General features: G+C 74.0%; 17 protein-coding genes. 4 read left to right on the top strand and 13 right to left on the bottom strand.

The annotated features are described in order from the left end of the window. Positions 1–20: 20 nt before the first annotated feature. Genes ABZO31_RS02070 through ABZO31_RS02060 form a run of 3 tightly spaced genes read right to left on the bottom strand, consistent with a single transcriptional unit; the run spans position 21 to position 2,556 of the window. The gene (locus tag ABZO31_RS02070) at positions 21–593 is read right to left on the bottom strand and encodes an exonuclease domain-containing protein (protein ID WP_406859092.1); all 573 of its coding nucleotides are present in this window, start codon (positions 591–593) and stop codon (positions 21–23) included. Positions 594–649: 56 nt separating this feature from the next. Beyond that, entirely contained in the window at positions 650–1,315 is a 666-nt protein-coding gene (locus ABZO31_RS02065) for a GntR family transcriptional regulator (protein WP_406859091.1), read from the bottom strand. A 41-nt stretch (positions 1,316–1,356) separates the two neighbouring features. Then, positions 1,357–2,556, bottom strand: a complete 1,200-nt coding sequence (locus tag ABZO31_RS02060; RefSeq protein ID WP_406859089.1) for a CaiB/BaiF CoA transferase family protein — start codon at positions 2,554–2,556, stop codon at positions 1,357–1,359. Positions 2,557–2,723: 167 nt separating this feature from the next. On the opposite strand from ABZO31_RS02060, the gene ABZO31_RS02055 reads away from it, so the two are divergent. Beyond that, on the top strand, positions 2,724–3,899 hold the full coding sequence (locus ABZO31_RS02055) for an acyl-CoA dehydrogenase family protein (protein ID WP_406859087.1): 1,176 nt from the start codon (positions 2,724–2,726) through the stop codon (positions 3,897–3,899). 16 nt (positions 3,900–3,915) lie between these two features. On the opposite strand, the gene ABZO31_RS02050 is transcribed toward ABZO31_RS02055, so the two are convergent. Then, entirely contained in the window at positions 3,916–4,419 is a 504-nt protein-coding gene (locus ABZO31_RS02050) for an FBP domain-containing protein (RefSeq protein WP_406859086.1), read from the bottom strand. A gap of 83 nt (positions 4,420–4,502) precedes the next feature. Continuing rightward, positions 4,503–5,843 (bottom strand): DUF6777 domain-containing protein, encoded by a 1,341-nt coding sequence (locus ABZO31_RS02045; protein ID WP_406859085.1) that lies wholly within the window; start codon positions 5,841–5,843, stop codon positions 4,503–4,505. Between the two features lie 155 nt (positions 5,844–5,998). On the opposite strand from ABZO31_RS02045, the gene ABZO31_RS02040 reads away from it, so the two are divergent. Next, a complete protein-coding gene (locus ABZO31_RS02040; protein ID WP_406859084.1) occupies positions 5,999–7,324 on the top strand; it encodes a streptophobe family protein in 1,326 nt (441 codons plus the stop codon). A gap of 162 nt (positions 7,325–7,486) precedes the next feature. Here ABZO31_RS02040 and ABZO31_RS02035 read toward each other — a convergent pair whose 3' ends face one another. The 3 genes from ABZO31_RS02035 to ABZO31_RS02025 are packed head-to-tail and all read right to left on the bottom strand — an operon-like array spanning position 7,487 to position 12,259. Next, positions 7,487–8,506: a serine/threonine-protein kinase gene (locus ABZO31_RS02035; RefSeq protein WP_406859083.1), complete on the bottom strand. Its 1,020-nt coding sequence runs from the start codon at positions 8,504–8,506 to the stop codon at positions 7,487–7,489. Beyond that, on the bottom strand, positions 8,506–9,705 hold the full coding sequence (locus tag ABZO31_RS02030) for a hypothetical protein (RefSeq protein ID WP_406859082.1): 1,200 nt from the start codon (positions 9,703–9,705) through the stop codon (positions 8,506–8,508). The genes ABZO31_RS02035 and ABZO31_RS02030 overlap by 1 nt, the downstream gene beginning before the upstream one ends. Before the next feature lie 7 nt (positions 9,706–9,712). Then, a complete protein-coding gene (locus tag ABZO31_RS02025) occupies positions 9,713–12,259 on the bottom strand; it encodes an FHA domain-containing protein (RefSeq protein WP_406859081.1) in 2,547 nt (848 codons plus the stop codon). Positions 12,260–12,371: 112 nt separating this feature from the next. Between ABZO31_RS02025 and ABZO31_RS02020 the strand changes: the two genes are divergently transcribed. After that, positions 12,372–13,019: a TetR/AcrR family transcriptional regulator gene (locus ABZO31_RS02020; protein ID WP_406859080.1), complete on the top strand. Its 648-nt coding sequence runs from the start codon at positions 12,372–12,374 to the stop codon at positions 13,017–13,019. On the opposite strand, the gene ABZO31_RS02015 is transcribed toward ABZO31_RS02020, so the two are convergent. From ABZO31_RS02015 to ABZO31_RS02005, 3 genes are all read right to left on the bottom strand, one after another. Beyond that, the gene (locus ABZO31_RS02015) at positions 12,988–13,794 is read right to left on the bottom strand and encodes a class II aldolase/adducin family protein (RefSeq protein ID WP_406859079.1); all 807 of its coding nucleotides are present in this window, start codon (positions 13,792–13,794) and stop codon (positions 12,988–12,990) included. The genes ABZO31_RS02020 and ABZO31_RS02015 overlap by 32 nt on opposite strands. Positions 13,795–13,950: 156 nt before the next feature. Continuing rightward, positions 13,951–15,003, bottom strand: coding sequence for a DUF2867 domain-containing protein (locus ABZO31_RS02010; RefSeq protein ID WP_406859078.1), 1,053 nt, complete (start codon positions 15,001–15,003; stop codon positions 13,951–13,953). Next, entirely contained in the window at positions 15,000–15,731 is a 732-nt protein-coding gene (locus tag ABZO31_RS02005; protein ID WP_406859077.1) for a TetR/AcrR family transcriptional regulator, read from the bottom strand. The genes ABZO31_RS02010 and ABZO31_RS02005 overlap by 4 nt, the downstream gene beginning before the upstream one ends. A gap of 88 nt (positions 15,732–15,819) precedes the next feature. On the opposite strand from ABZO31_RS02005, the gene ABZO31_RS02000 reads away from it, so the two are divergent. Beyond that, on the top strand, positions 15,820–17,160 hold the full coding sequence (locus tag ABZO31_RS02000; RefSeq protein WP_406859076.1) for a DUF4241 domain-containing protein: 1,341 nt from the start codon (positions 15,820–15,822) through the stop codon (positions 17,158–17,160). Here ABZO31_RS02000 and ABZO31_RS01995 read toward each other — a convergent pair. Continuing rightward, on the bottom strand, positions 17,146–17,790 hold the full coding sequence (locus ABZO31_RS01995; RefSeq protein WP_406859075.1) for a dihydrofolate reductase family protein: 645 nt from the start codon (positions 17,788–17,790) through the stop codon (positions 17,146–17,148). The two genes, ABZO31_RS02000 and ABZO31_RS01995, sit on opposite strands and share 15 nt — an antisense overlap. A 154-nt stretch (positions 17,791–17,944) precedes the next feature. Continuing rightward, entirely contained in the window at positions 17,945–18,775 is an 831-nt protein-coding gene (locus tag ABZO31_RS01990) for a DUF3626 domain-containing protein (protein ID WP_406859074.1), read from the bottom strand. Positions 18,776–18,863 lie beyond the last annotated feature (88 nt).

The following is an 18,863-nucleotide window of genomic DNA, read 5'->3' as shown; positions in this document are numbered from 1 at the left end:
CGGGGGCCTGACCCTTTGTGTCAGGCCGACGGCCAGCCCCCGCGCCGGGCGACGTCGAGGACCAGCGCCGCGATGTTCCAGGCGTCGTCCTCGCCCCGGTGATGCCGGCCCTCCAGCGGCAGACCCGCGTGGCGCAGCGCGTGCGCCATGCCGGGGCGCTTGCGCAGCCCGTACGACTCCGTGAACACGGCCTTGGCGTTGGTGTGCACCCGGCCGAACGGGTACGGGACCCCGGCCGCGCCGCACTGCCGGGTGAACTGGTTGCGGTCGTAGTCGCCCCAACTGGCCCACGGGCGCACACCCGCACCGTACTCGCGCCCCAGCAGCCGGCAGGCCTCGGCGAACGTCACCCCGCCGTCGACCTCCTCCTGCGTGAGGCCCGTGAGCTCGGTGCAGAACGGACTCACACGGGACCGGTCCGGCCGGACCAGGATGCGATGCCGGCCGAGGCGGCGGCCCGCCGCCAGGTCCACGACGGTGAGGCCGATCTCGATGATCTCGCTCACCGCACCGGCCGGCGGCTGCCCGTCCCAGCAGGTCGCCTCCACGTCGACGACGTTGAGCAGCTCCGAAGGGAGCGTGTCGGATTCCATACGGACGAGCCTAGGCAGCGAACACCCCGTCAGGCACGGGGTTTTCCACCCGTCCGTCACCCCAGGTCCAGCACCTCGCGCAGTGCCGACACCGCGTGGGCGCGGTGCAGGTCCAGGAGGCGTACCGCCTCCTCCGAGTCGCTCGCGCGCAGCGCGGCCAGCACCGCGCGGTGCTCGTCCTGGACGCGCTCCCGGTTGGGGCGTTCGGCGTAGTAGAGCGAGCGGTACGCGTCCGTGGCGTCCCACAGGGTGCCGATCAGGCGGACCAGCCGCGGCAGCCCCGACGCCTCGACGAGGATGAAGTGGAACCGGCGGTTCGCCGCCGCCATCTCCGCGACGTCCCCGGCCTCGCCGGCCCGCTCCACCGCCGCCTGCGCCTCCTCCAGGGCGTCCACGAGCTCCGGACCCGAGCGGGCGACGGCCTGCCGGACCGCCTCGCCCTCCAGGAGCTCCCGGATGCGGTAGACCTCCTCCAGGTCCGCCAGGGACAGTTCGGCGACGAAGTAGCCGCGGTGCGCGTGGTGGACGACGAGTCCCTCGCCCTCCAGGATCTTCAGCGCCTCGCGCAGCGGCACCCGGCTCACGTCCAGCCGCGCGGCCAGGGCGTCCTGGCGGATCGGCTCGCCCGGGCGCAGCTCCCCGCCGGTGATGGCGCGCCGCAGCTCCTCCAGGACGAACTGCTGGGCGGTCGGCGGCCGCCGCCTCTGCACCGCACCGCTCATCGCCTCTGCCCTCTCCTCGCCGTCGTGACCGGCCCATCTTCCTACGTCGCGGGAGCCTCGCCCGCCTCCGGTCCCGGCTCCGCAAGGCCCAGCTCCGCCAGCAGCGCCTCCGTGTGCTCGCCGAGCCGCGGCGGCGCGCTGCGGTACGCGGCGGGCGTGCCGCGCAGCCCGATCGGACTGGCCACCGTCTCCGCCGCCGCGCCCTCCGCCACCGGGACCCGCGCGCCGAGCCCGAGCCGGTCGGCCAGGCCGAACGCGGCGGCGAGATCGTTGATCGGGCCGCACGGCACCCCGGCCGCGGTCAGCTCCTCGAACCAGGCGTCCGCGGTCCGCCCGCGCAGCGGCCCGGACAGCACGGCGACCAGCTCGTCCCGGTGCGCGACCCGGCCCGTATTGGTCGCGAACCGCGGGTCGTCGGCCAGGCCGGGCAGACCGAGCCGGGCGCAGAGCGTCCGGAACTGCCGGTCGTTGCCTACCGCGAGCACCAGCGGCCGGTCGGCCGCGGCGAAGACCTCGTACGGCGCGATGCTCGGATGCCGGTTGCCCATCGCCCGCGGCACGACGCCCGCGCCGACATACGCCGACGCCTGGTTCGTCAGCGCGGACAGCAGCGAACCGAGCAGCGAGACCTCCACCTTCTGGCCCCGGCCGGTGCGCTCCCGGTGCCGCAGCGCGGCCAGGACGCCCATCCCCGCGTGCAGCCCGGTGATCACGTCCACCAGCGCCACGCCGGCCTTGGTGCCCCCGCCGTCCGGCTCGCCGGTGACGCTCATCAGCCCGCCCATCGCCTGCACCAGCAGGTCGTAGCCGGGCAGGTGCGCCCCGCCGTCCGTGCCGAAACCGGTCACCGAGCAGTACACGAGACCCGGGTGGAGCGCGCTCAGCTCCTCGTACCCGAGGCCCAGCTTCTCCATCGTGCCCGGGCGGAAGTTCTCCACCAGCACGTCGGCCCGGGCCACGATCGCGCGCGCCGCCTCCCTGCCGTGCGGCTCGGTCAGGTCCAGGGCGACCGAGCGCTTGTTGCGGTTCACCCCGAGGAAGTACGTGGCCTCGCCGTCCACGAACGGCGGACCCCAGGCCCGGGTGTCGTCGCCCGTACCCGGCCGCTCGATCTTGATCACGTCGGCCCCGAGATCGGCCAGCAGCATCGTCATGTACGGGCCGGCGAGCACCCGGCCGAAGTCGGCGACGACGATCCCGGCCAGCGCTCCGGTGTCCGTGTGCCGCTGCTCGTCCGTCATCCGACGCCTCTTCTCCGCTCGGTCCCATCCCTGACGCGGCGAACGTACGCAGCACACCACCCGAAATTCAATACTGGATCCAAAATCCGATCTGCCGCTAGTCTGTGCTCGACCGGGCCCGCCGTACGGGCGGCCCGGCGCTGCGCCCACAGCCTGGAGGCCGGTTCATGAACGCGACGCCCGTCCACCCCTTCGACCTGCTCGCCCTCGACGGCCTGCTCACCGACGAGGAGCGCGAGATCCGCCGCACCGTGCGCACCCTGGCCGACCGCGAGCTGCGCCCGCACGTCTCCGGCTGGTTCGAGCGCGGCGAGATCCCGGCCCGCGAACTCGCCCGCACCCTCGGCGGACTCGGCGTCCTCGGCATGCACCTGGAGGGCTACGGCTGCGCCGGCACCAGCGCCGTGGCCTACGGCCTCGCCTGCCTGGAGCTGGAGGCCGTCGACTCCGGACTGCGCAGCCTCGTCTCCGTACAGGGCTCGCTCGCCATGTACGCGATCCGGACGTACGGCTCCGAGGAGCAGAAGCAGCAGTGGCTGCCGGGGATGGCGGCGGGAGAGACCATCGGCTGCTTCGGCCTGACCGAACCCGACGCGGGCTCCGACCCGGGCGCGATGCTCACCCGCGCCAAGCGGGACGGAGAGGACTGGATCCTCGACGGCACCAAGATGTGGATCACCAACGGCTCCGTCGCCGACGTGGCCGTCGTCTGGGCCCGCACGGACGAGGGCGTACGGGGCTTCCTGGTGCCCGCCGGGACGCCCGGCTTCAGCGCCCCGGAGATCAAGCAGAAGCTGTCGCTGCGGGCCAGCGTCACCAGCGAGCTGGTCCTGGAGGGCGTACGGCTCCCCGCCGACGCGATGCTGCCCGGGGCGCGCGGACTGTCCGGCCCGCTCGGCTGCCTCGACGAGGCCCGCTTCGGCATCGTCTTCGGCGCGCTGGGCGCGGCCCGGGACTGCCTGGAGACGGCACTCTCGTACGCCGCCGACCGCGTCGTCTTCGAGCGCTCCCTCGCCTCGTACCAGCTGACCCAGCAGAAGCTCGCGGACATGTCCCTGGAACTCGGCAAGGGCATGCTGCTCGCCCTGCACCTGGGCCGGCTCAAGGACGCCGGCACGCTGACCCCCGAGCAGGTCAGCGTCGGCAAGCTCAACAACGTCCGGGAGGCCATCGAGATCGCCCGGCAGTGCCGGACGATCCTGGGCGCGAACGGCATCACCCTGGAGTACCCGGTGATGCGGCACGCCAACAACCTCGAGTCGGTGCTCACCTACGAGGGCACCAGCGAGGTCCACGCCCTGGTGATCGGCAAGGCGCTCACCGGCGAGGCGGCCTTCCGCTGACCAACCCGCCGGCGACTCAGGCGGTGACCTTGGCGACGAAGGCGTGCAGGTTGTCCATGGCGCGGGCGGCCTTCTCGTCGGCCGTCAGCGTCTCCACCGGCCGGCCCGCGCGCAGCTTCGGCTGCCGCTTGCCCCGCACGTACAGCGAGCAGGCCAGGTCGGCGCAGAAGTACATGCCCACCGTGTTGCCCTCGCGCCCCTTCGCCCCGGCAAGCGGCGCGGCGAGCAGCGTGACACCCGACGAGGCGTGGCCGGTCAGGCAGATCTGGCAGACGCTCGACTTCACCGCGCTGGTCCGGCGCACCGCCGGCACCCGCAGCGTCACCCCCAGCGGACGGCCGTCCTCGCCGGGCAGCACGACATGCGCGCGCAGCGGCGCGCCCGGGTCGACCCAGCCCAGGAAGTCGAGGTCCTCCCAGGGGAGTTCCGCGAAGTCGAGAGGGAGTCGGAGGCGGGACGCCTCGCCCTTGGTGCAGTTCACGAAGGACGCGCGGATCTGTTGTTCGGTGAGTGGTTCCACTCGTACGACCGTACACAGACGCCCGGGGAGGGTCATCCGAGTTTCGGACGGCCGCCCCGGGCGTGGCTGTGCAGGTCAGAACATCAGAACGTCGGGACGGTGAACGGCGCGTCCGGCCCCTGGGCGGGCGACTGTCCGTCCGGGGAGGACAGGCCCGTGTCGCCGGTCTGCGGGGACTCCACGCCCGCCGACTGGTCGCTGGGCGTGCCGCCGTCGGGCGGCGAGACGGGCGCGGGCTCGCTCGGCGGGGTCGGGGTGTCGGTGTCGGGGGTGACCGTCTCCGGCGAGACGGAACTCGGCGGCGGCGGCGACAGGGTCGACGGGCAGGGCACCACTCCCGGCGGCAGTGTCTGCACGCCGTCCGTGACCGTGACGCACGGGAGGGGCGTGGACGGCGGCGGCGAGCTCGGCGAGGTCGGCGAGCCGGTGTGGGTCGACGCGGACGGCGACGGGGGCGCGGTCGGCGGAGTCGTCGGCTTGTCGGTGCGGCCGTGGTGGCCGGGCTTCCGGGTGAACCAGGAGTCGTCGTCCGGGTCGTAGATCACGAAGATGTTCACGACCGTCACGGACGGGGCCACGACGACCACGTTCGACTGCTGGAAGCCCGGCCAGGCGGTGCCCGTCGTCTTCGGCGTCGTCTTCTGCGCGACCGGCGGGGTCAGCGGGTTGCCGCAGGCGCAGCGCACCCGCGGCACGCCGCGGTCGTCGACCATGACCGCGGTCCCGGCCTGCAGCACGGCCTGGTACGCGGTCGGGCCGCCGTCCTTGAAGCCGTGGTTGGTCACCCGGGTGTCCACCCGCAGCTGCAGCGGCGTCAGCCCGCGCAGGTACCCCGGCACGGCGGACTCGGAGATGCCGAGGACCGAGGCGAACGCCTTGTTCTTCTCCGGCTCGGCGGCCAGGAACCGCACCTGCTGCTCGACGTTGCAGCTCGCCACGTTCTTCGTGCCGCCGTACAGGCCGTCCGCAGAACCGTCCACCGTGCGCGTCACGTTGGTGCCGGTCTGCTCGGTCGGGCTGGGCAGCGGCGCGGGCGACTGGGCCGTGCCCGTCCGGGCCGTGGACTGCGTGAACGGGTCGCGTCCCGCGGAGGAGGCGGACTGCAGGAACACCTCGCCGCTGCCGCCGGCCTGATTGCCGCCGTCGTCGGACCGGGTGAGGACCACGGCCAGGATCACCGCGGCGACGACCGCCGCGGTGATCGCGGCGATCTTCGGGACGGAGCGCCACCAGGGGCCCTCGCCGCCTCCACCCCGGCCGCCTCGCCCACCGCCGCCCGAGCCGCCTCGACCGCCCCCCTGGCCACCGCCGTAGGGCGGCCCGGAGGGTGGCGGCGGACCGGCCGACCCGGGGCGGGAGGAGGGACCCGACAGGGGGCCCGACGGAGGGCCCGTGGGGCGGCCGGACGACGGTTGGGAAGTCACGTTTTTCCCTTTCTTCCGATCCGCGCTCACTGTGCGCCCCCGCCCGGAGCCTCGCAAGCGGGGTCCGTCCGCCCGGGTCCGTCCGTGACCCGTACGGCCCCGTGCCGGGCGCTCCCGGCGGGCGGCCGGACCGCGACCGGCCTAGCGTGGGCAGGGTGAGCAGTCAGCTCCCCACGGCGCGCGGCGCGCCGGCCGGCACGGGTGCGGGACATCTCGTCCGCGGCTGGCTCGACGCCCTCCTCGCCGTCCTCGCGGGATTCCTCGCCATGGCCGTCGTCGCCGCGCTCGGCCTCTGGGCCGCCGGCGCCGGCGACCTCCCGGACGGCGCGTTCCCCAGCGTCGTCGCGGCCGTCGTCGTCATGGCCGCGGGCGGCCGGATCGACATGTCCGGCCAGGCCGGCGCGCTGGCCGGCACGAACGCCGAACTCACCGCCATGCCGCTGAGCGTCACCCTCGTCGGCGCGCTGGTCACGGGCTTCCTCTTCCTCCGCCCCCTGCGCCACCACGCGGTGGCCGGCGGCGGCGACCTGCTCGCCCGCGTGGGCCGCACCACCGTGCTCTGGCTCGCCGCGCTGGCCGGCGTGTCCGCGCTGGCCCGGCACGACTTCCCCCTCACCGCCCCGACCGGCGACGACCCGGTGACGGACATCTTCGGCGAACTCCTCGAGGCCACGAACCCCTCCGTCGGCTTCCGCGCCGAGTACGGACCGACCCTCGGATACGGGCTGCTCTGGATCCTCGGCGTGCTCCTCGTGGCCCTGCTGGTCTCGAGCGGCGCACCGCTGCCCGCCCGGGCCGTCCGGTACCACGCGGCCGTCCGCCCCGCCGCGTCCGCGATGCTGCTCCTGGTCCTCGCGTACGTGGTGATCGGGCTCGTCATCGGACTCGTGGTCGCCGCGACCCGCGGCCACACCGCCGAGACCTTCGCGGTCATCCTGCTCGGCCTGCCCAACGTCAGCTGGCTCGCCCTGGGCACCGGCATCGGCGGCTCCTGGGACGGCAAGGTCGACGGCCCCTTCGGCCTGCCCATGCCGCAGCTCCTCGACGAGGTCCTGCGCGGCCGGCAGACCACCACGCTTGACGTCGCCGCCCTCGCGGAACAGGACGCGCGCGCCTGGTGGCTGATCCCCGTCGCCGCGGTCCTGCTGCTCGCGGCCGCGTTCCTGATGGCGACCCGCTCGCCGGCGGGCATCCGCCTCTGGCAGCACGCCCTGCACTGCGGCGTCGCCTTCGCCCTCACGATGCTGGCCGTCGCCCCGCTCACCCACGTCTTCGCCCGCTTCGGCCTGTCCGTCCTCGGCATCGGCGACATCGAGGGCTTCGGCGGCGAGGTCGTCCTCGACCCCCACGTCTGGGCCATGGCCGGCCTGGCCCTCGCCTGGGGCCTCGTCGCCGGCTTCCTCGGCGGCCTCCTGGCCCTGCGGGTGAAGCGGCACGGGGAGGTGCCGCAGGAGACGGGGCAGGGCGGGGCGCGGTCGTGACGCCGGCGACTGCGCCGCGGCGGTGTGGCGGAGCGGTGATGTCGGTGGGCGTGTACGGGAGTTGACCGGGGCGGTTCAGCTGTGCGCGGCCCGCGGCCCACGCCCCGGAAGGCGGCTCCGGTCACGGCGCCACGGCATGTCGGCGCCCGCCGCGCCTGACCCCTAACCGCCCTGCGCTCCCGGCCACTCCACGTCGCCCCGGAACACCGGCCGGGCCCAGCGCGGCGGTTCGGGCGGGGGCTGCGGGCGGTGCGGCGTACTGCTGCGCTCCCGTCGCCCCGAACCGGACGACCTGCCGGTCGACAGGGCCGTGCGCATGGCGAACACGAACTCCAGACACGTCCCGTACCGCTCCTCCGGAGCCTTCGCCAGCGCCTTCGCCATGACCTCGTCCGCCGCGGCGGACAGCCCCGGCCGCTCGCCCGACAGCGGGGGCGGCGGGTCGTACTGGTGCGCCCACAGCAGAGCCATGTCGTCGTCACGGCGGAACGGCGGCGCGCCGGTCAGCGTCTCGAACACGACGCACGCCAGGCTGTACACGTCGCACCGGCCGTCCACCGGCCGGCCCGCGATCTGCTCCGGCGCCACATAGTCCAGGGTGCCCACGAACTGCCCCACCGTCGTGATGCCGGTCAGCGACAGGGACTTCTTCGTCAGCCCGAAGTCCGCGAGGTACACGTGCTCCGGGTGCTCGCTGTCGGTGCCCTCCGCCACCAGGATGTTGCCCGGCTTCACGTCCCGGTGGACGAGGTCGTGCGCGTGCGCCGCGTCCAGCGCGGAGGCCACCTGCACCGCGATCCGCGCCGCCTTCTCCGGCGGCAGCGGACCCTCGCGGTCCAGGACGGCGCGCAGGTCATGACCGGGGACGTAGCGCATCGCGATGTACAGCACGCCCTCCGTCTCGCCCGCCTCGAAGACCGGCACGATGTGCGGGTGGTCGATCGCGGCCGCCACCCGCGACTCGTGCGCGAAGCGCTTGCGGAAGGTGTCGTTACGGGCCAGCTCCGGCGCGAGCAGCTTCAGCGCGACGGTACGGTCCAGGCGCAGGTCCCGGGCCCGGTACACGACGGCCATGCCGCCGCGCCCGATCTCGCCCTGGACCAGGTACCCCGCGATCTTCTTGCCCAGCAGGCCGGTGTCCCGCCCGGCGGGCACGTCCGCGTCCCGCGTCGCCCCCGCCATCAGCGCTCACCGGCCTGCCGGTCGTCCTCACGGCCGGAGTCGCCCTCGTCCCGCTCATCCCCGAGGTCGACGACCCGCGTCGGCTCGGGCGCACCGGGCTCCTGCACCTGGGGGACGACCTGGGTCGCCTCGGAGCCGGCGGGCTCGGCGACCGGTACGACCTGGGTCGGCGCAGGGGGCGCGGCGGCGCCGTCCGCTCCCGGCGCCGGTACGACCTGGGTCGGCTCCGGTCCGGCCGGAGGCGCGGCGGGGGGCTCGGTACCGGCCGGCTCCTCGGGGGCGGCGGCCGGTTCCGCCGTCGGGACCACCTGGGTCGGCTCGGGTCCCAGGGGTTGCGCCGTCGGGGTGACGACCTGGGTGGGTTCCGGTGCGGCGGGGGTCGCGGGCGGTACGACCTGCGTGGGCTCGGGTCCCGCCGGTGGCGCAGCCGGGTCCACGATCCGGGTGGGCTCGGGGACCACGGGTTCCGGCGGCGGTACGACCTGGGCCGGATCGGCGCCGGTCGGCGGCGCCGTCGGGGTGACCACCTGCGTGGGCTCCGGCGAGGGCTCGGCCACCGGGGTGACGGGCCGGGCGCCGCCGGCGCCGGCCGGCGGTTGCACCGGCTGGACGACCTGCGTGCCGCCCGGGCCCGCCGGCCCGGCCGCCGCCGCGTCCTCGGCGGCGGCCGGCCGCCCCGACGTCGCGTACGTCGCCAGCGCCTCCCCGTCGCAGTACACCCAGCGCTCGTGCTCCGCGTCGAACAGCCACATCGACTCGCCGTCCACCACCATCCCCACCCGCAGCCCCCGCGTCCGCCGCCGGAACGTCTCCCCGTCCGAGCGCCCCGCCGCCAGCTCCTCCGCCGCCCGCCGGAACCGTCCCAGCGAGTCCTCCGCACGGGCGATCAGCGGCCGCGGGTCCGCCGTCCTGGCCGGCGGCTGACCGGCCGCCGGCGGGTCCTTCGGCACGCCGACGAGCAGCCGCCCGTCGACCCACGCCGACCAGCCGTTGGAGCACAGGATCTGCGCCCAGTCGCCGACCCGGTCGAGCAACTGCACCGGCAGGAACGCGTCCAGCGGATCCGTCGGCAGCGACGGGTCGGGCGCCTCCCACGCCGGCAGTCCGTCGCGCGGCACGACATGCGTCGGCCGGAAGTCCGGCAGGACCGGCGGCGGGGCGGAGAAGGAGGAGGCGGGAGCGTCAGGGGGGTAGCCCATGGGCGGCCTACTTTCGCATGATCACCGGTTCGTGCCGCCGCAGCAGCCGGGCCACCAGGAAGCCGAGGACGACGCACAGCACCACCAGCATCCCCATGTCGAACAGCCAGGCCGAGGCGGTGTGGTCCATCAGCGGATCCGTGGTCTTCTCGTTCGGCGCGATCGCCCCGATGTCGACGGTCGCTCCCATCGCCGCGAACGCCCACCGCGACGGCACCAGCCACGCCAGCTGCTCCACCACCGCCGTGCCGTGCACGGTCAGCAGCCCGCCGCAGAACACCACCTGCACGATGGCGATCAGGACGAGCAGCGGCATGGTCACCTCCTCCTTGCGGACGAGGGCGGAGACGAACAGTCCCAGCATCATCGCCGTGAACGACAGCAGCGCCACGGCCAGCGTCAGCTCCAGCAGCGGCGGCATCAGCACGCCCTTGCCGTCCGGCACGTTCAGCGGCACCCCGACCAGGGCGACCAGCGTCAGGACCACCGCCTGCACCACCGTCACCGTGCCCAGCACGACGACCTTCGACATCAGATACGCGGAACGCGAGAGGCCGACGGCTCTCTCCCGGCGGTAGATGGTCCGCTCCTTCACCAGCTCCCGCACCGCGTTCGCCGCGCCGGTCAGAACACCGCCCACGCACAGGATGAGCAGTACGTTCATCGTCGACTCGGGCCCGAGACTGCCCTCCGACAGCGCCCGCGCCATCGCGCCCATGACGAACGGCAGCGCCACCATCACGACCAGGAACGTCCGGTCGGCGCTGAGCGCGGCGGCGTAGCGGCGGACCAGCGTCCGGAGCTGCGCGCCCCAGCTCTGCGCCTTCGGCGGCGGTTCGGGCGGCGCGGCGGCCGCTTCCTCCGGCACCCCAGCGGGCAGCTGCGGCCGCTCCATCGCGTCCGCGACGTACTGCCGGTGGAACCGCGAGTTCCGGTACTGCCGGGCCCAGTCCCGCTCCCGCTCGGTCTCGAAGGCCTCGAACGCCTCCGGCCACTCGTCGTAGCCGAAGAAGCCGAGCGTGTCACCGGGCGGCCCGTAATACGCGATCCGGCCGCCGGGCGCCAGCACGAGCAGCCGGTCGCAGACGTCGAGGCTGAGCACGCTGTGCGTGACCACGATGACGGTGCGGCCGTCGTCCGCGAGCCCGCGCAGCATGTGCATCACGGACCGGTCCATGCCGGGGTCGAGACCGGACGTCGGCTCGTCCAGGAACAGCAGCGACGGCTTCGTCAGCAGTTCGAGCGCGACGCTGACCCGCTTGCGCTGCCCGCCCGACAGACTGTGGATGTGCTGGTCGGCTCGCTGTTCCAGACCCAGCTCGGTGATCACCTCCTCGACCCGGGCGCGCCGTTCGTCGCGCGCGGTGTCCTCGGGGAAGCGCAGTTCGGCGGCGTACGTGAGGGCCCGGCGCACGGTCAGCTGCAGGTGCAGGATGTCGTCCTGCGGGACGAGCCCGATGCGCTGGCGCAGCTCGGCGTAGTCGCGGTACAGGTCGCGGCCGTCGTACAGCACGGTGCCCCGGTCGGCGGGCCGTTGCCCGGTCAGCGCGTTGAGCAGCGTCGACTTGCCCGCGCCGCTGGGGCCGACGACGGCGAGCAGGGTCTTCTGGCCGACCGGGAACGACACGTCGTCGAGCAGGGTCTTGCGCCCCTGGTCGACGGTGACGGCCAGTTCCTGCACGTCGAGGGAGACCTCGCCGGTGTCGGTGAACTCGACGAGCTTGTCGCCGATCAGGCAGAACGCCGAGTGGCCGATGCCGACGATGTCGGCGGGCGTGACGCGGGCGCGGACGACGGGCCGGCCGTTGAGGTACGTCCCGTTGTGGCTCCCGACGTCGTAGATCCAGTACGTGCCGTCCGGGTGCGCGCGCAGCTCGGCGTGGCGGCGCGAGACGACGAGGTCGTCGACCACGAGGTCGTTGTCCGGCCCGCGCCCGATCCGCACGGTGCGGGTCGGCAGCGGCCGGATGGAGGTCGGCTGCCGGAAGGTGCCGGTCGCGGCGGGATGCGAGACGGAGGAGGGGCGGGGCGGGGCGGCCGCGGGGCCGGCCGCGGGCTCGGGAGTGTACGGCTCAGGGGGCGGCGGCGCGTACGGCTCCGGTGGCTGGGGCTCCGGTGGGACGGCCTCCGGCAGTACCGGCTCCGTCGGAACCGGCTCCGGTTGCGCCGCTGCCGGGGGTGGCGCCTCCGCCGGTGCGGGCTCCGGGGCCGGGGGCGGCGGGGGTGCCGGCCGGTGTCCGGACAGGATCGCGCGGGGCCCGTCGTCCGGATGGCCGAAGCGGATCACCGTGCCCGGCCCGACGTCGCTGGCCGTGCGGACGCGCCGTCCGGCCGCGTACGTGCCGTTCGTGCTGTCCTCGTCCCACAGCGTCCAGTGGTCGCCCTCCGCCCGCAGCAGGGCGTGGTGCCACGACGCGCGGGCGTCGGCGAGCACGATGTCGCTGGTGGGGTCGCGCCCGATGCGGTACTCCCGGCTCGGACTCATCACAGTCGCGTCCCCGTCGATCTCGAGGACGAGCTCGGGCGCGGCGGGCACGACGGGCCGCTCTCCCATGCGTGAATTTTATCCGGCGGGTGCGGACCGTGCCTGGGAGAGCCCGCCGGCGTCCCCGGTATCGTGGGCCGCCGCCCCGGCGGACACGGGCGGGGGACAGGAGGAGGACACGGTGCCGAAGGGGATCACGGGGCGACGGCCCCGCACGCGCGCCGCGCTGCTGAAGGCGGCGCTGGAGACCTTCGCCGAGCAGGGCTACCACGCCACCTCCATCGAGCAGATCTGCGAGCGCGCCGGGTTCACCCGCGGCGCGTTCTACTCGAACTTCAGCAGCAAGGACGAGCTGTTCCTCGCGCTGTTCGACGAGCACAGCGAGCGGACGGTCGCCCGCCTTGCGCAGGCCGTGGACGAGCTGGAGCCCGAGGACTTCACGCTGGAGGGCCTGGCCGCGCTCGCCGCGCGGATCGAGCCGGACGAGCGGGACTGGTACCTGGTCACCACCGAGTTCACGCTGTACGCGATCCGGGACCGGCAGGCCGCATGGGTGCTGGCCCGGCACGACGCCCGGCTGCGGGCGGAGCTCGCCCGCGGCCTGACGTCCGTGCTGCGCCGCGCCGGCCGCGTACTCACCGTGGACGCCGACCGGTTCGCCCGGCTGCTCGTGGCGCTGCGCGAGGGCGGACTGGCGCAGAGCTACGTCGAACCGGACGAACTCCCGCCGGGCGCACTGGAGAAGGACTTCCTGCCCCCGCTGCTCGCCGCCCTGACCGTCCCGGCCGCCGCCGACGTCAGTCGAACAGATCCGGGTCGGACGCCGTGATCTGATCCATCAGCGGTTGCGCCTGGAACCAGCCCGCGAGCGGGCTGCCGAGCTGTCCCCGGGTGACGAGGGCGGTCTCCCGGTCGATGAGCTGCGGCGTACCGGCCGCCATGGCCAGCAGCTGGGCCTGGCAGGAACGCTCCATGGTGACGAACCACCAGACCGCCTCCGCGACAGACTGACCGACCGTCAGCAGCCCGTGGTTCTTCAGGATCACGGCCTTGTACGCGCCGAGCGCCTTGGCGACCCGCGCGCCCTCGTCCAGCTCGTTGACGACACCGCGGTAGTCGTCGTAGATCCCGTGGTCCTCGTAGAACGCGCAGGCGTCCTGGGTGATCGGGTCCAGCGGTATGCCGAGGCTGGAGAACGCCTTGCCGTGCAGGGAGTGCGAGTGCGCGGCGGCGATCGCGTCCGGCCGGGCCGCGTGCACCTGGGAGTGGATGACGAACGCGGCCCGGTTCACCGGCCGACGGCCCTGCAGGACGGTGCCGTCGTGGTCGACGAGGATCAGGTCGGACGCCTTGATCTGGGCGAAGGCCATCCCGAAGGGATTGACCCAGAAGGCGTCCGGATCCTCCGGGTCGCGCACCGTGATGTGCCCCGCGACGCCCTCGGAGAACCCGAACCTCCCGAACAGCCGGAACCCGGCGGCAAGTTGCTCCTTCCGGTACTGCCGCTCCGCCTCGACGCTCTCGAACGTCGGCGGCAGCGGCAGGATCACCCCCTCCGGCAGGGGACCGACGGCGGCGGCGAGTGCGGCGGGCACGGTGCTCATGGGCGCTCCAGAGGACGGGGGCGAGGGGCACGGCGTGCCAGAAGATACAGGTCTGTATCCGATGCGACAACGGATCGTGCCGCCCGGCGCCCAGCCTCCGGCACGGAGCCGCCCGGCGCCCGGCCTCCGGCACGCGTCAGGGGCCCCCGCCGCGCGTCAGCGGGACGGCACCGGGTGCAGCATCCGGTACGCGTCGTGCAGCAGACCGGGAGCCAGCCGGCGGTGCACCGCGGCCAGCGGTGCCCAGACGCGGGCCCCGACCGGGCGGTCGTAACGGACCGCCGTCGCCAGGGACACCCGGTCACCGTCCACGCCGACCACGAGACTGCCGGTCAGCATCCAGGACCGGGCCTCGAGCCGGATCGACCCGTCGCCGCGCTCGACGACCCGCCATCCGGCCACGACGTCCGGTGACGCGCTCCGGCGCAGCCGGAGCCCGAGCAGCACCCGCCAGACGAACTGGCCCTGACGGCCCGCCACTTCCTCGAAGAGGGCACGCGCCCACTGCTCCGGCGCACTCTCCGAGACCCCGGGTGCGGTGAGCGTGAAGAGGTCGGCGTACCCAGACCCGACCGGCGCGAGCGCGCGGATCTCCGCTGGTATGTCGTGCAGTTGACGGACCGTCGGCGTCGCGCCGCCCGCCCGCCACTCCTTCCCGATCACGCGCATGAGCGCCGGATACACGATCAGGAGGCGGAAGGGGGCGACGGCCGCCATGTAGACGCGGCCGAGCAGGCCGTTCGGCTTCACGAGGACGGTCATCTCCCCGCGATGGCCGCCGTTTCCGTCGGGGACCCAGCCGAGGTGCAGCACCGTGTGCACGGTGCGGTTGGCGCTCTCGGCCGCCCATTCCGTGTCGGTGCGGTAGACCGAGCTGAACGGCAGCGAGGGCATGTCGGGTCCGCGGGGGCTCTCGCGCAGGCTCCGCGGCAGCCGCGTACGGAGCGACGGCACCCGTGAGCCGAGACCCGCTCCGCTCCGGTCCAGGCCCAGGATTCGGCCCAACCACAGCCGTAACGTGAACAGCAGGCGGGAGACGCCGGAGAAGGGGTTGGGGCCGTCGTCCCGGGTGAACCAGTCCACCAGCAGGGGAAAGTCGTGCGGGCCGCCGGGCGTGGGCAGGGCCCAGACGTCCTCGACCCGGAAGTCCGGGGCGACCTCGTGCGCGCGCCACGGGCGCGACAGGTACGCGGTCGGGTCGATCCTCATGAGCGGTTCTCCGTCCGGCCGGTGCTGTGGACCTTGTCGGGGCTGTCGGGGTTGGGGCTGTCGGGGGTGCCGAGGCTGTCGGGGTGGAGCGGGCGGATCCCGAGCACACCGACGGCGACGCGCTCGGCGAGCAGTGCGTCCTGCGGCGCCCGGCCAGCCAGGGCGGCGACCGCTCCTTCGAGGGCTCCGACGAAGGCGAGCGCGAGCGTGTCGGCCGGCGGCCCCGGCGGGACCGCCCCCGTCGCGCGCCCGGCCTCGACGAGGCGGCGGCAGTCCGCGACCAGCGCGGCGTACGCCTCCTCCACGGCGCGCCCCACGGGGTGGTCCTGTCCGCCGAGTTCCAGCCGCAGCGCCATCGCCATGCGGGCGATGTCGCGCCGGCAGAAGACGGCATGGCCGCGCGCCATGGCCAACAGCGCCGCGACGGGCTCCCGTTCACGCTCGACGAGGACGCCCACCTCCTCCTCCCAGGTGGCCAGCACCCACTCGAGAGCGGCGAGCGTCAGCTCCTGCTTGTCCTTGAACTGGTGGTAGAGGGCGCCCCGGGTGTACCCGGCGGAGCGGGCCACCTGCTCCAGTACGAGATTGCCGTAGCCGTACCGGGACAGGCCACGGGCGGCGGACTCCAGCAGCGCGGCCCGGCTCTGGGCCCTGCGCTCGGCCTGCCCGGTGCGACGTGGCGCGGAGTCGGCCCCGGCGGCGGACGTCTGCTCTTTACGTACATGCATGTATGTATGTTAACCACGCGAGGTGAGGGCGTGTCAGTGGCTCTGTCTACTGTGGTCATCAGGTTCGAACGGAGTGGAGGGTGGCCGTATGGGCGGGGTTCGGGGACCGGGGGCGGTCGTCGAGGTGGCGTGCGCGCGGGCGTGGGATCCCGAGGCCCGCGCGCTGTGGCGGCCTCTGACCGTCGAGGCGGCGCGGGAGAGAGACGCCGCGGGGCTGCCGTACGTCGTGGTGTACCGGATCGCGGGACGTGACGTGCCGCTCGAGGTGCGGCTGGTCTCCTGGCGCGACCACTACGTCGGCGTGTGGGTCTACGACGAGCAGGGGCGCCGCACCGACGAGTCGGACCTGCGGCTGCTGGACGATCCGAGCCGGCTGCTCGTCCGACGTGTCCGTACGTGGCGGTACACCGGGCCGGACATGGCCGAGTTCGACGAGGCGTGCCCGCGGTCCGAGATGGAGCTGTTCCCGGACGGAAGGGGATCGGTCACGCGGCAGCCCCAGGGCGACCGCGGGCCGACGTACGGCACGGTGCCCGGCGCCGACGTGGAGCGTTGGCACGCCCGCCCCGGGTTCGACGCCTGGTCCGAGTGGTCGGTGGGTGCCGCCCGTCACGAGGGGCTGCCGCAGCCGTTGACGTTCCGGGCGGCGGCGCTCGCCCCCGGCGTGGCGGACACCTCGGACGACGGGTCCGAGGCCCCCGCCACCTGCTGGCGACCGCCGCGCCCGGCGCAGCCGGGTTCGCTCGGCGCGCTGTTCCGGCCCGGGGCGGTCGTGACCGACGGGTACCACCCGGAGATGACCGTCGTGGAACCGCGCCGCATAGGCACACTGCGCCTACCGAGCGGCCTGCTCGCCGTCTCCGGCCCGGACTTTCCTCCCGGCGACGGGCCTGCCGTCACCGTCCCCGTCCCGCCCGGGGAGTACGTCCTCGACGAGGCGCGGGTCCACTTCGGCTACGACTGCGAGTGGAGCCGGGGCTGGGTGACCCGTACGGACACGACGGCGGTCCGGGTGCGCATCGGCGAGACTCCCGCCGTGTCGTGGGAGCTGGGCCTCGGTCCGGACGACGACCCCAGGCTCCTCGGCGAGGACGAGGTCTTCGGCTTCGGCACCGACGGTGCGACCGGATGCTTCGCCGACGCCGGGGCGTGGCGCGAGCTGCACCGTCGTTTCGAACGGCACCTCGTCGAGGGGGAGCCGGACGTCGGGGAGGACATATCCGACTCCATGTACCTCCTGCGTACGCGCGACGAGGCGTCCGGCGGCGAACTCGTCGCCTTCGCGACGACCGGCGACGGCACCTACCCCGTCTGGGTGGGACGCTCCGCGGACGGAGCCGTGGCCGAGGTGGTGGTGCTGGTGGACGGCATGCCGAAGGTGCTCCGGGAAGGAGACTCCGCGGCGGTGGGGGCGTCAGCCCTCGCGTGAGACACCGCGGTCGGGCGCGCTCATGTCGCCCGTCGCCGGGGTGCCGTCGGCGAGCCCGTAGCGGAGGTACACGGTGCCCTGCGGGCTCGCCGCCGGGGGTGCGAGGAGCGTGACGTTGGTGGGTACCGTGCCGTCGTCGAACACCTTCTTCCCGACGCCGAGCATGATCGGGTGCAGCCAGAGGTCGAGCCGGTCGAAGAGCTTCTCGCGCAGGAGGGTCTGCACGAGGTTCAGGCTCCCGACGACCTTCACGTTCTCGTGCCGGTCACGGATCTCTCGCACCGCGCCGGGCAGGTCCGGACCGAGCTGCCTGGACCCGGCCCACGAGAGGTCGGGCGTGCCGCGCGAGGCCACGTACTTCGGGATGCTGTTGAAGAGCGCGGCGATCTCGCCGTCCTCGCCGCCCTTCTGGTGCGGCCAGTAGGAGGCGAAGATGTCGTACGTCCGCCGGCCGAGGAGGAGGGCGTCCGTGCCCTCGTACGCGGCGCTGATCTGCGCCCCGGCGACCTCGTCCAGCAGCGGCGCCTGCCAGCCGCCGAACGGGAACCCCTCCGGGTCCTCGTCGGGGCCTCCCGGCGCCTGCGCGACGAGATCGAGGGTCGCGAACATCTCGATGCAGATGAGTCCCATGACGTACTCCCTGTGAAGCGGCTGCTCGGTCTCGGCTTTCCGTTTTTCCGTCAAGAGATAAGACCTGCGGGAGCCCGCAGACTCATCGCCGCGCCGGGCGGACCGCTTCGGCGGCCCGCCTTTGGGCCTCCTGGGGGGGCGGACCCGCGAGGATTCAGGCTCCGGCGGCCGGGTGGTGCTCCGGTGCCCCGAAACGGGCCAGGCAGTGCCAGACCTTCTTCACGTCCTGCGGGTCGTGGCGACCGGACGCGGCCGCCTCCTGCACGATCCGCGCGTCCAGGACCCCGCCGACCGCGAGCGCGGCGCCCAGCTCCACGTACCGCGGGCCCCGGTACTCGGGGTGCCGGCGCAGTTCCTCGACGGTGAGCCGGAAGCCGCCGTGCCATTCGACGGGGCAGGGCAGCAGGCGGGCCGCGGCCTCGACCTCGGTACCGCGGTGGCTCGGGTCCAGGACCAGCGCCTCCACATCGCGGGCGAGCTCGACCGGGCCGTGGATCTGCGCCTCGATGTAGTCGTCGAGCGGGTCGGCGTCGTCCGCGTCGGCGAGCGCGATCAGCGCCATGCGGTCGGCGACGCCGAAGTCACCGGGCTCCAGGTAGCTGTCCGGATAGCAGAAGGTCCCGCGGGCGAGGGCGTCCGAGGTCAGCCGCAGATGCGCCGAGCCGAACCGCGGGGCGGCCCCGAAGGGGCGACGGCGGTGGTCCAGGGCCCCGTACACCGGCCGCTCGTGCGCCGGGGCCTCGTCGTACGCGCCGCCGAAGATCCGACTCTCCCAGCGCCACCGGTCCCCACCGGGCCGCGCGGTCAGCCCGCCGTTACCGGTCCCGGTCACGAACTGCGAGCGGTACACGCCGTCCTCGGCGAGCCGGTCCAGGAAATGCGGATGGAAGTTGAGCGTGACGCGGAGCGAGGGATCCACGGGCGCACCGGAGGACCGGGCGGCGACGTGGGCGAGAGCGGTGCGCGAGCGCGGCGAGACGATCATCGACGCAGTCTGGCGGACGGAGGAGCCTTGCGGCACGCGAGTATCGCTGACTAGGGTGCGGAGAAAGCGCTTACTGCGCCAGGGAGCG

Source organism: Streptomyces solicamelliae (genome assembly GCF_045348655.1).
GTDB lineage: Bacteria > Actinomycetota > Actinomycetes > Streptomycetales > Streptomycetaceae > Streptomyces > Streptomyces solicamelliae.
This window is presented reverse-complemented; position numbering and strand designations above follow the sequence as displayed.

Bases quoted from the DNA above. Each gene is read 5' to 3' on its own strand.
- ABZO31_RS02060 (WP_406859089.1), bottom strand. From the start codon at position 2,556: ATGACGGACGAGCAGCGGCACACGGACACCGGAGCGCTGGCCGGGATC.
- ABZO31_RS02025 (WP_406859081.1), bottom strand. From the start codon at position 12,259: ATGGGAGAGCGGCCCGTCGTGCCCGCCGCGCCCGAGCTCGTCCTCGAG.
- ABZO31_RS02070 (WP_406859092.1), bottom strand. From the start codon at position 593: ATGGAATCCGACACGCTCCCTTCGGAGCTGCTCAACGTCGTCGACGTG.
- ABZO31_RS01990 (WP_406859074.1), bottom strand. From the start codon at position 18,775: ATGATCGTCTCGCCGCGCTCGCGCACCGCTCTCGCCCACGTCGCCGCC.
- ABZO31_RS02035 (WP_406859083.1), bottom strand. From the start codon at position 8,506: ATGGCGGGGGCGACGCGGGACGCGGACGTGCCCGCCGGGCGGGACACC.
- ABZO31_RS02055 (WP_406859087.1), top strand. From the start codon at position 2,724: ATGAACGCGACGCCCGTCCACCCCTTCGACCTGCTCGCCCTCGACGGC.
- ABZO31_RS02065 (WP_406859091.1), bottom strand. From the start codon at position 1,315: ATGAGCGGTGCGGTGCAGAGGCGGCGGCCGCCGACCGCCCAGCAGTTC.
- ABZO31_RS02000 (WP_406859076.1), top strand. From the start codon at position 15,820: ATGGGCGGGGTTCGGGGACCGGGGGCGGTCGTCGAGGTGGCGTGCGCG.
- ABZO31_RS02010 (WP_406859078.1), bottom strand. From the start codon at position 15,003: ATGAGGATCGACCCGACCGCGTACCTGTCGCGCCCGTGGCGCGCGCAC.
- ABZO31_RS02030 (WP_406859082.1), bottom strand. From the start codon at position 9,705: ATGGGCTACCCCCCTGACGCTCCCGCCTCCTCCTTCTCCGCCCCGCCG.
- ABZO31_RS02005 (WP_406859077.1), bottom strand. From the start codon at position 15,731: ATGCATGTACGTAAAGAGCAGACGTCCGCCGCCGGGGCCGACTCCGCG.
- ABZO31_RS01995 (WP_406859075.1), bottom strand. From the start codon at position 17,790: ATGGGACTCATCTGCATCGAGATGTTCGCGACCCTCGATCTCGTCGCG.
- ABZO31_RS02015 (WP_406859079.1), bottom strand. From the start codon at position 13,794: ATGAGCACCGTGCCCGCCGCACTCGCCGCCGCCGTCGGTCCCCTGCCG.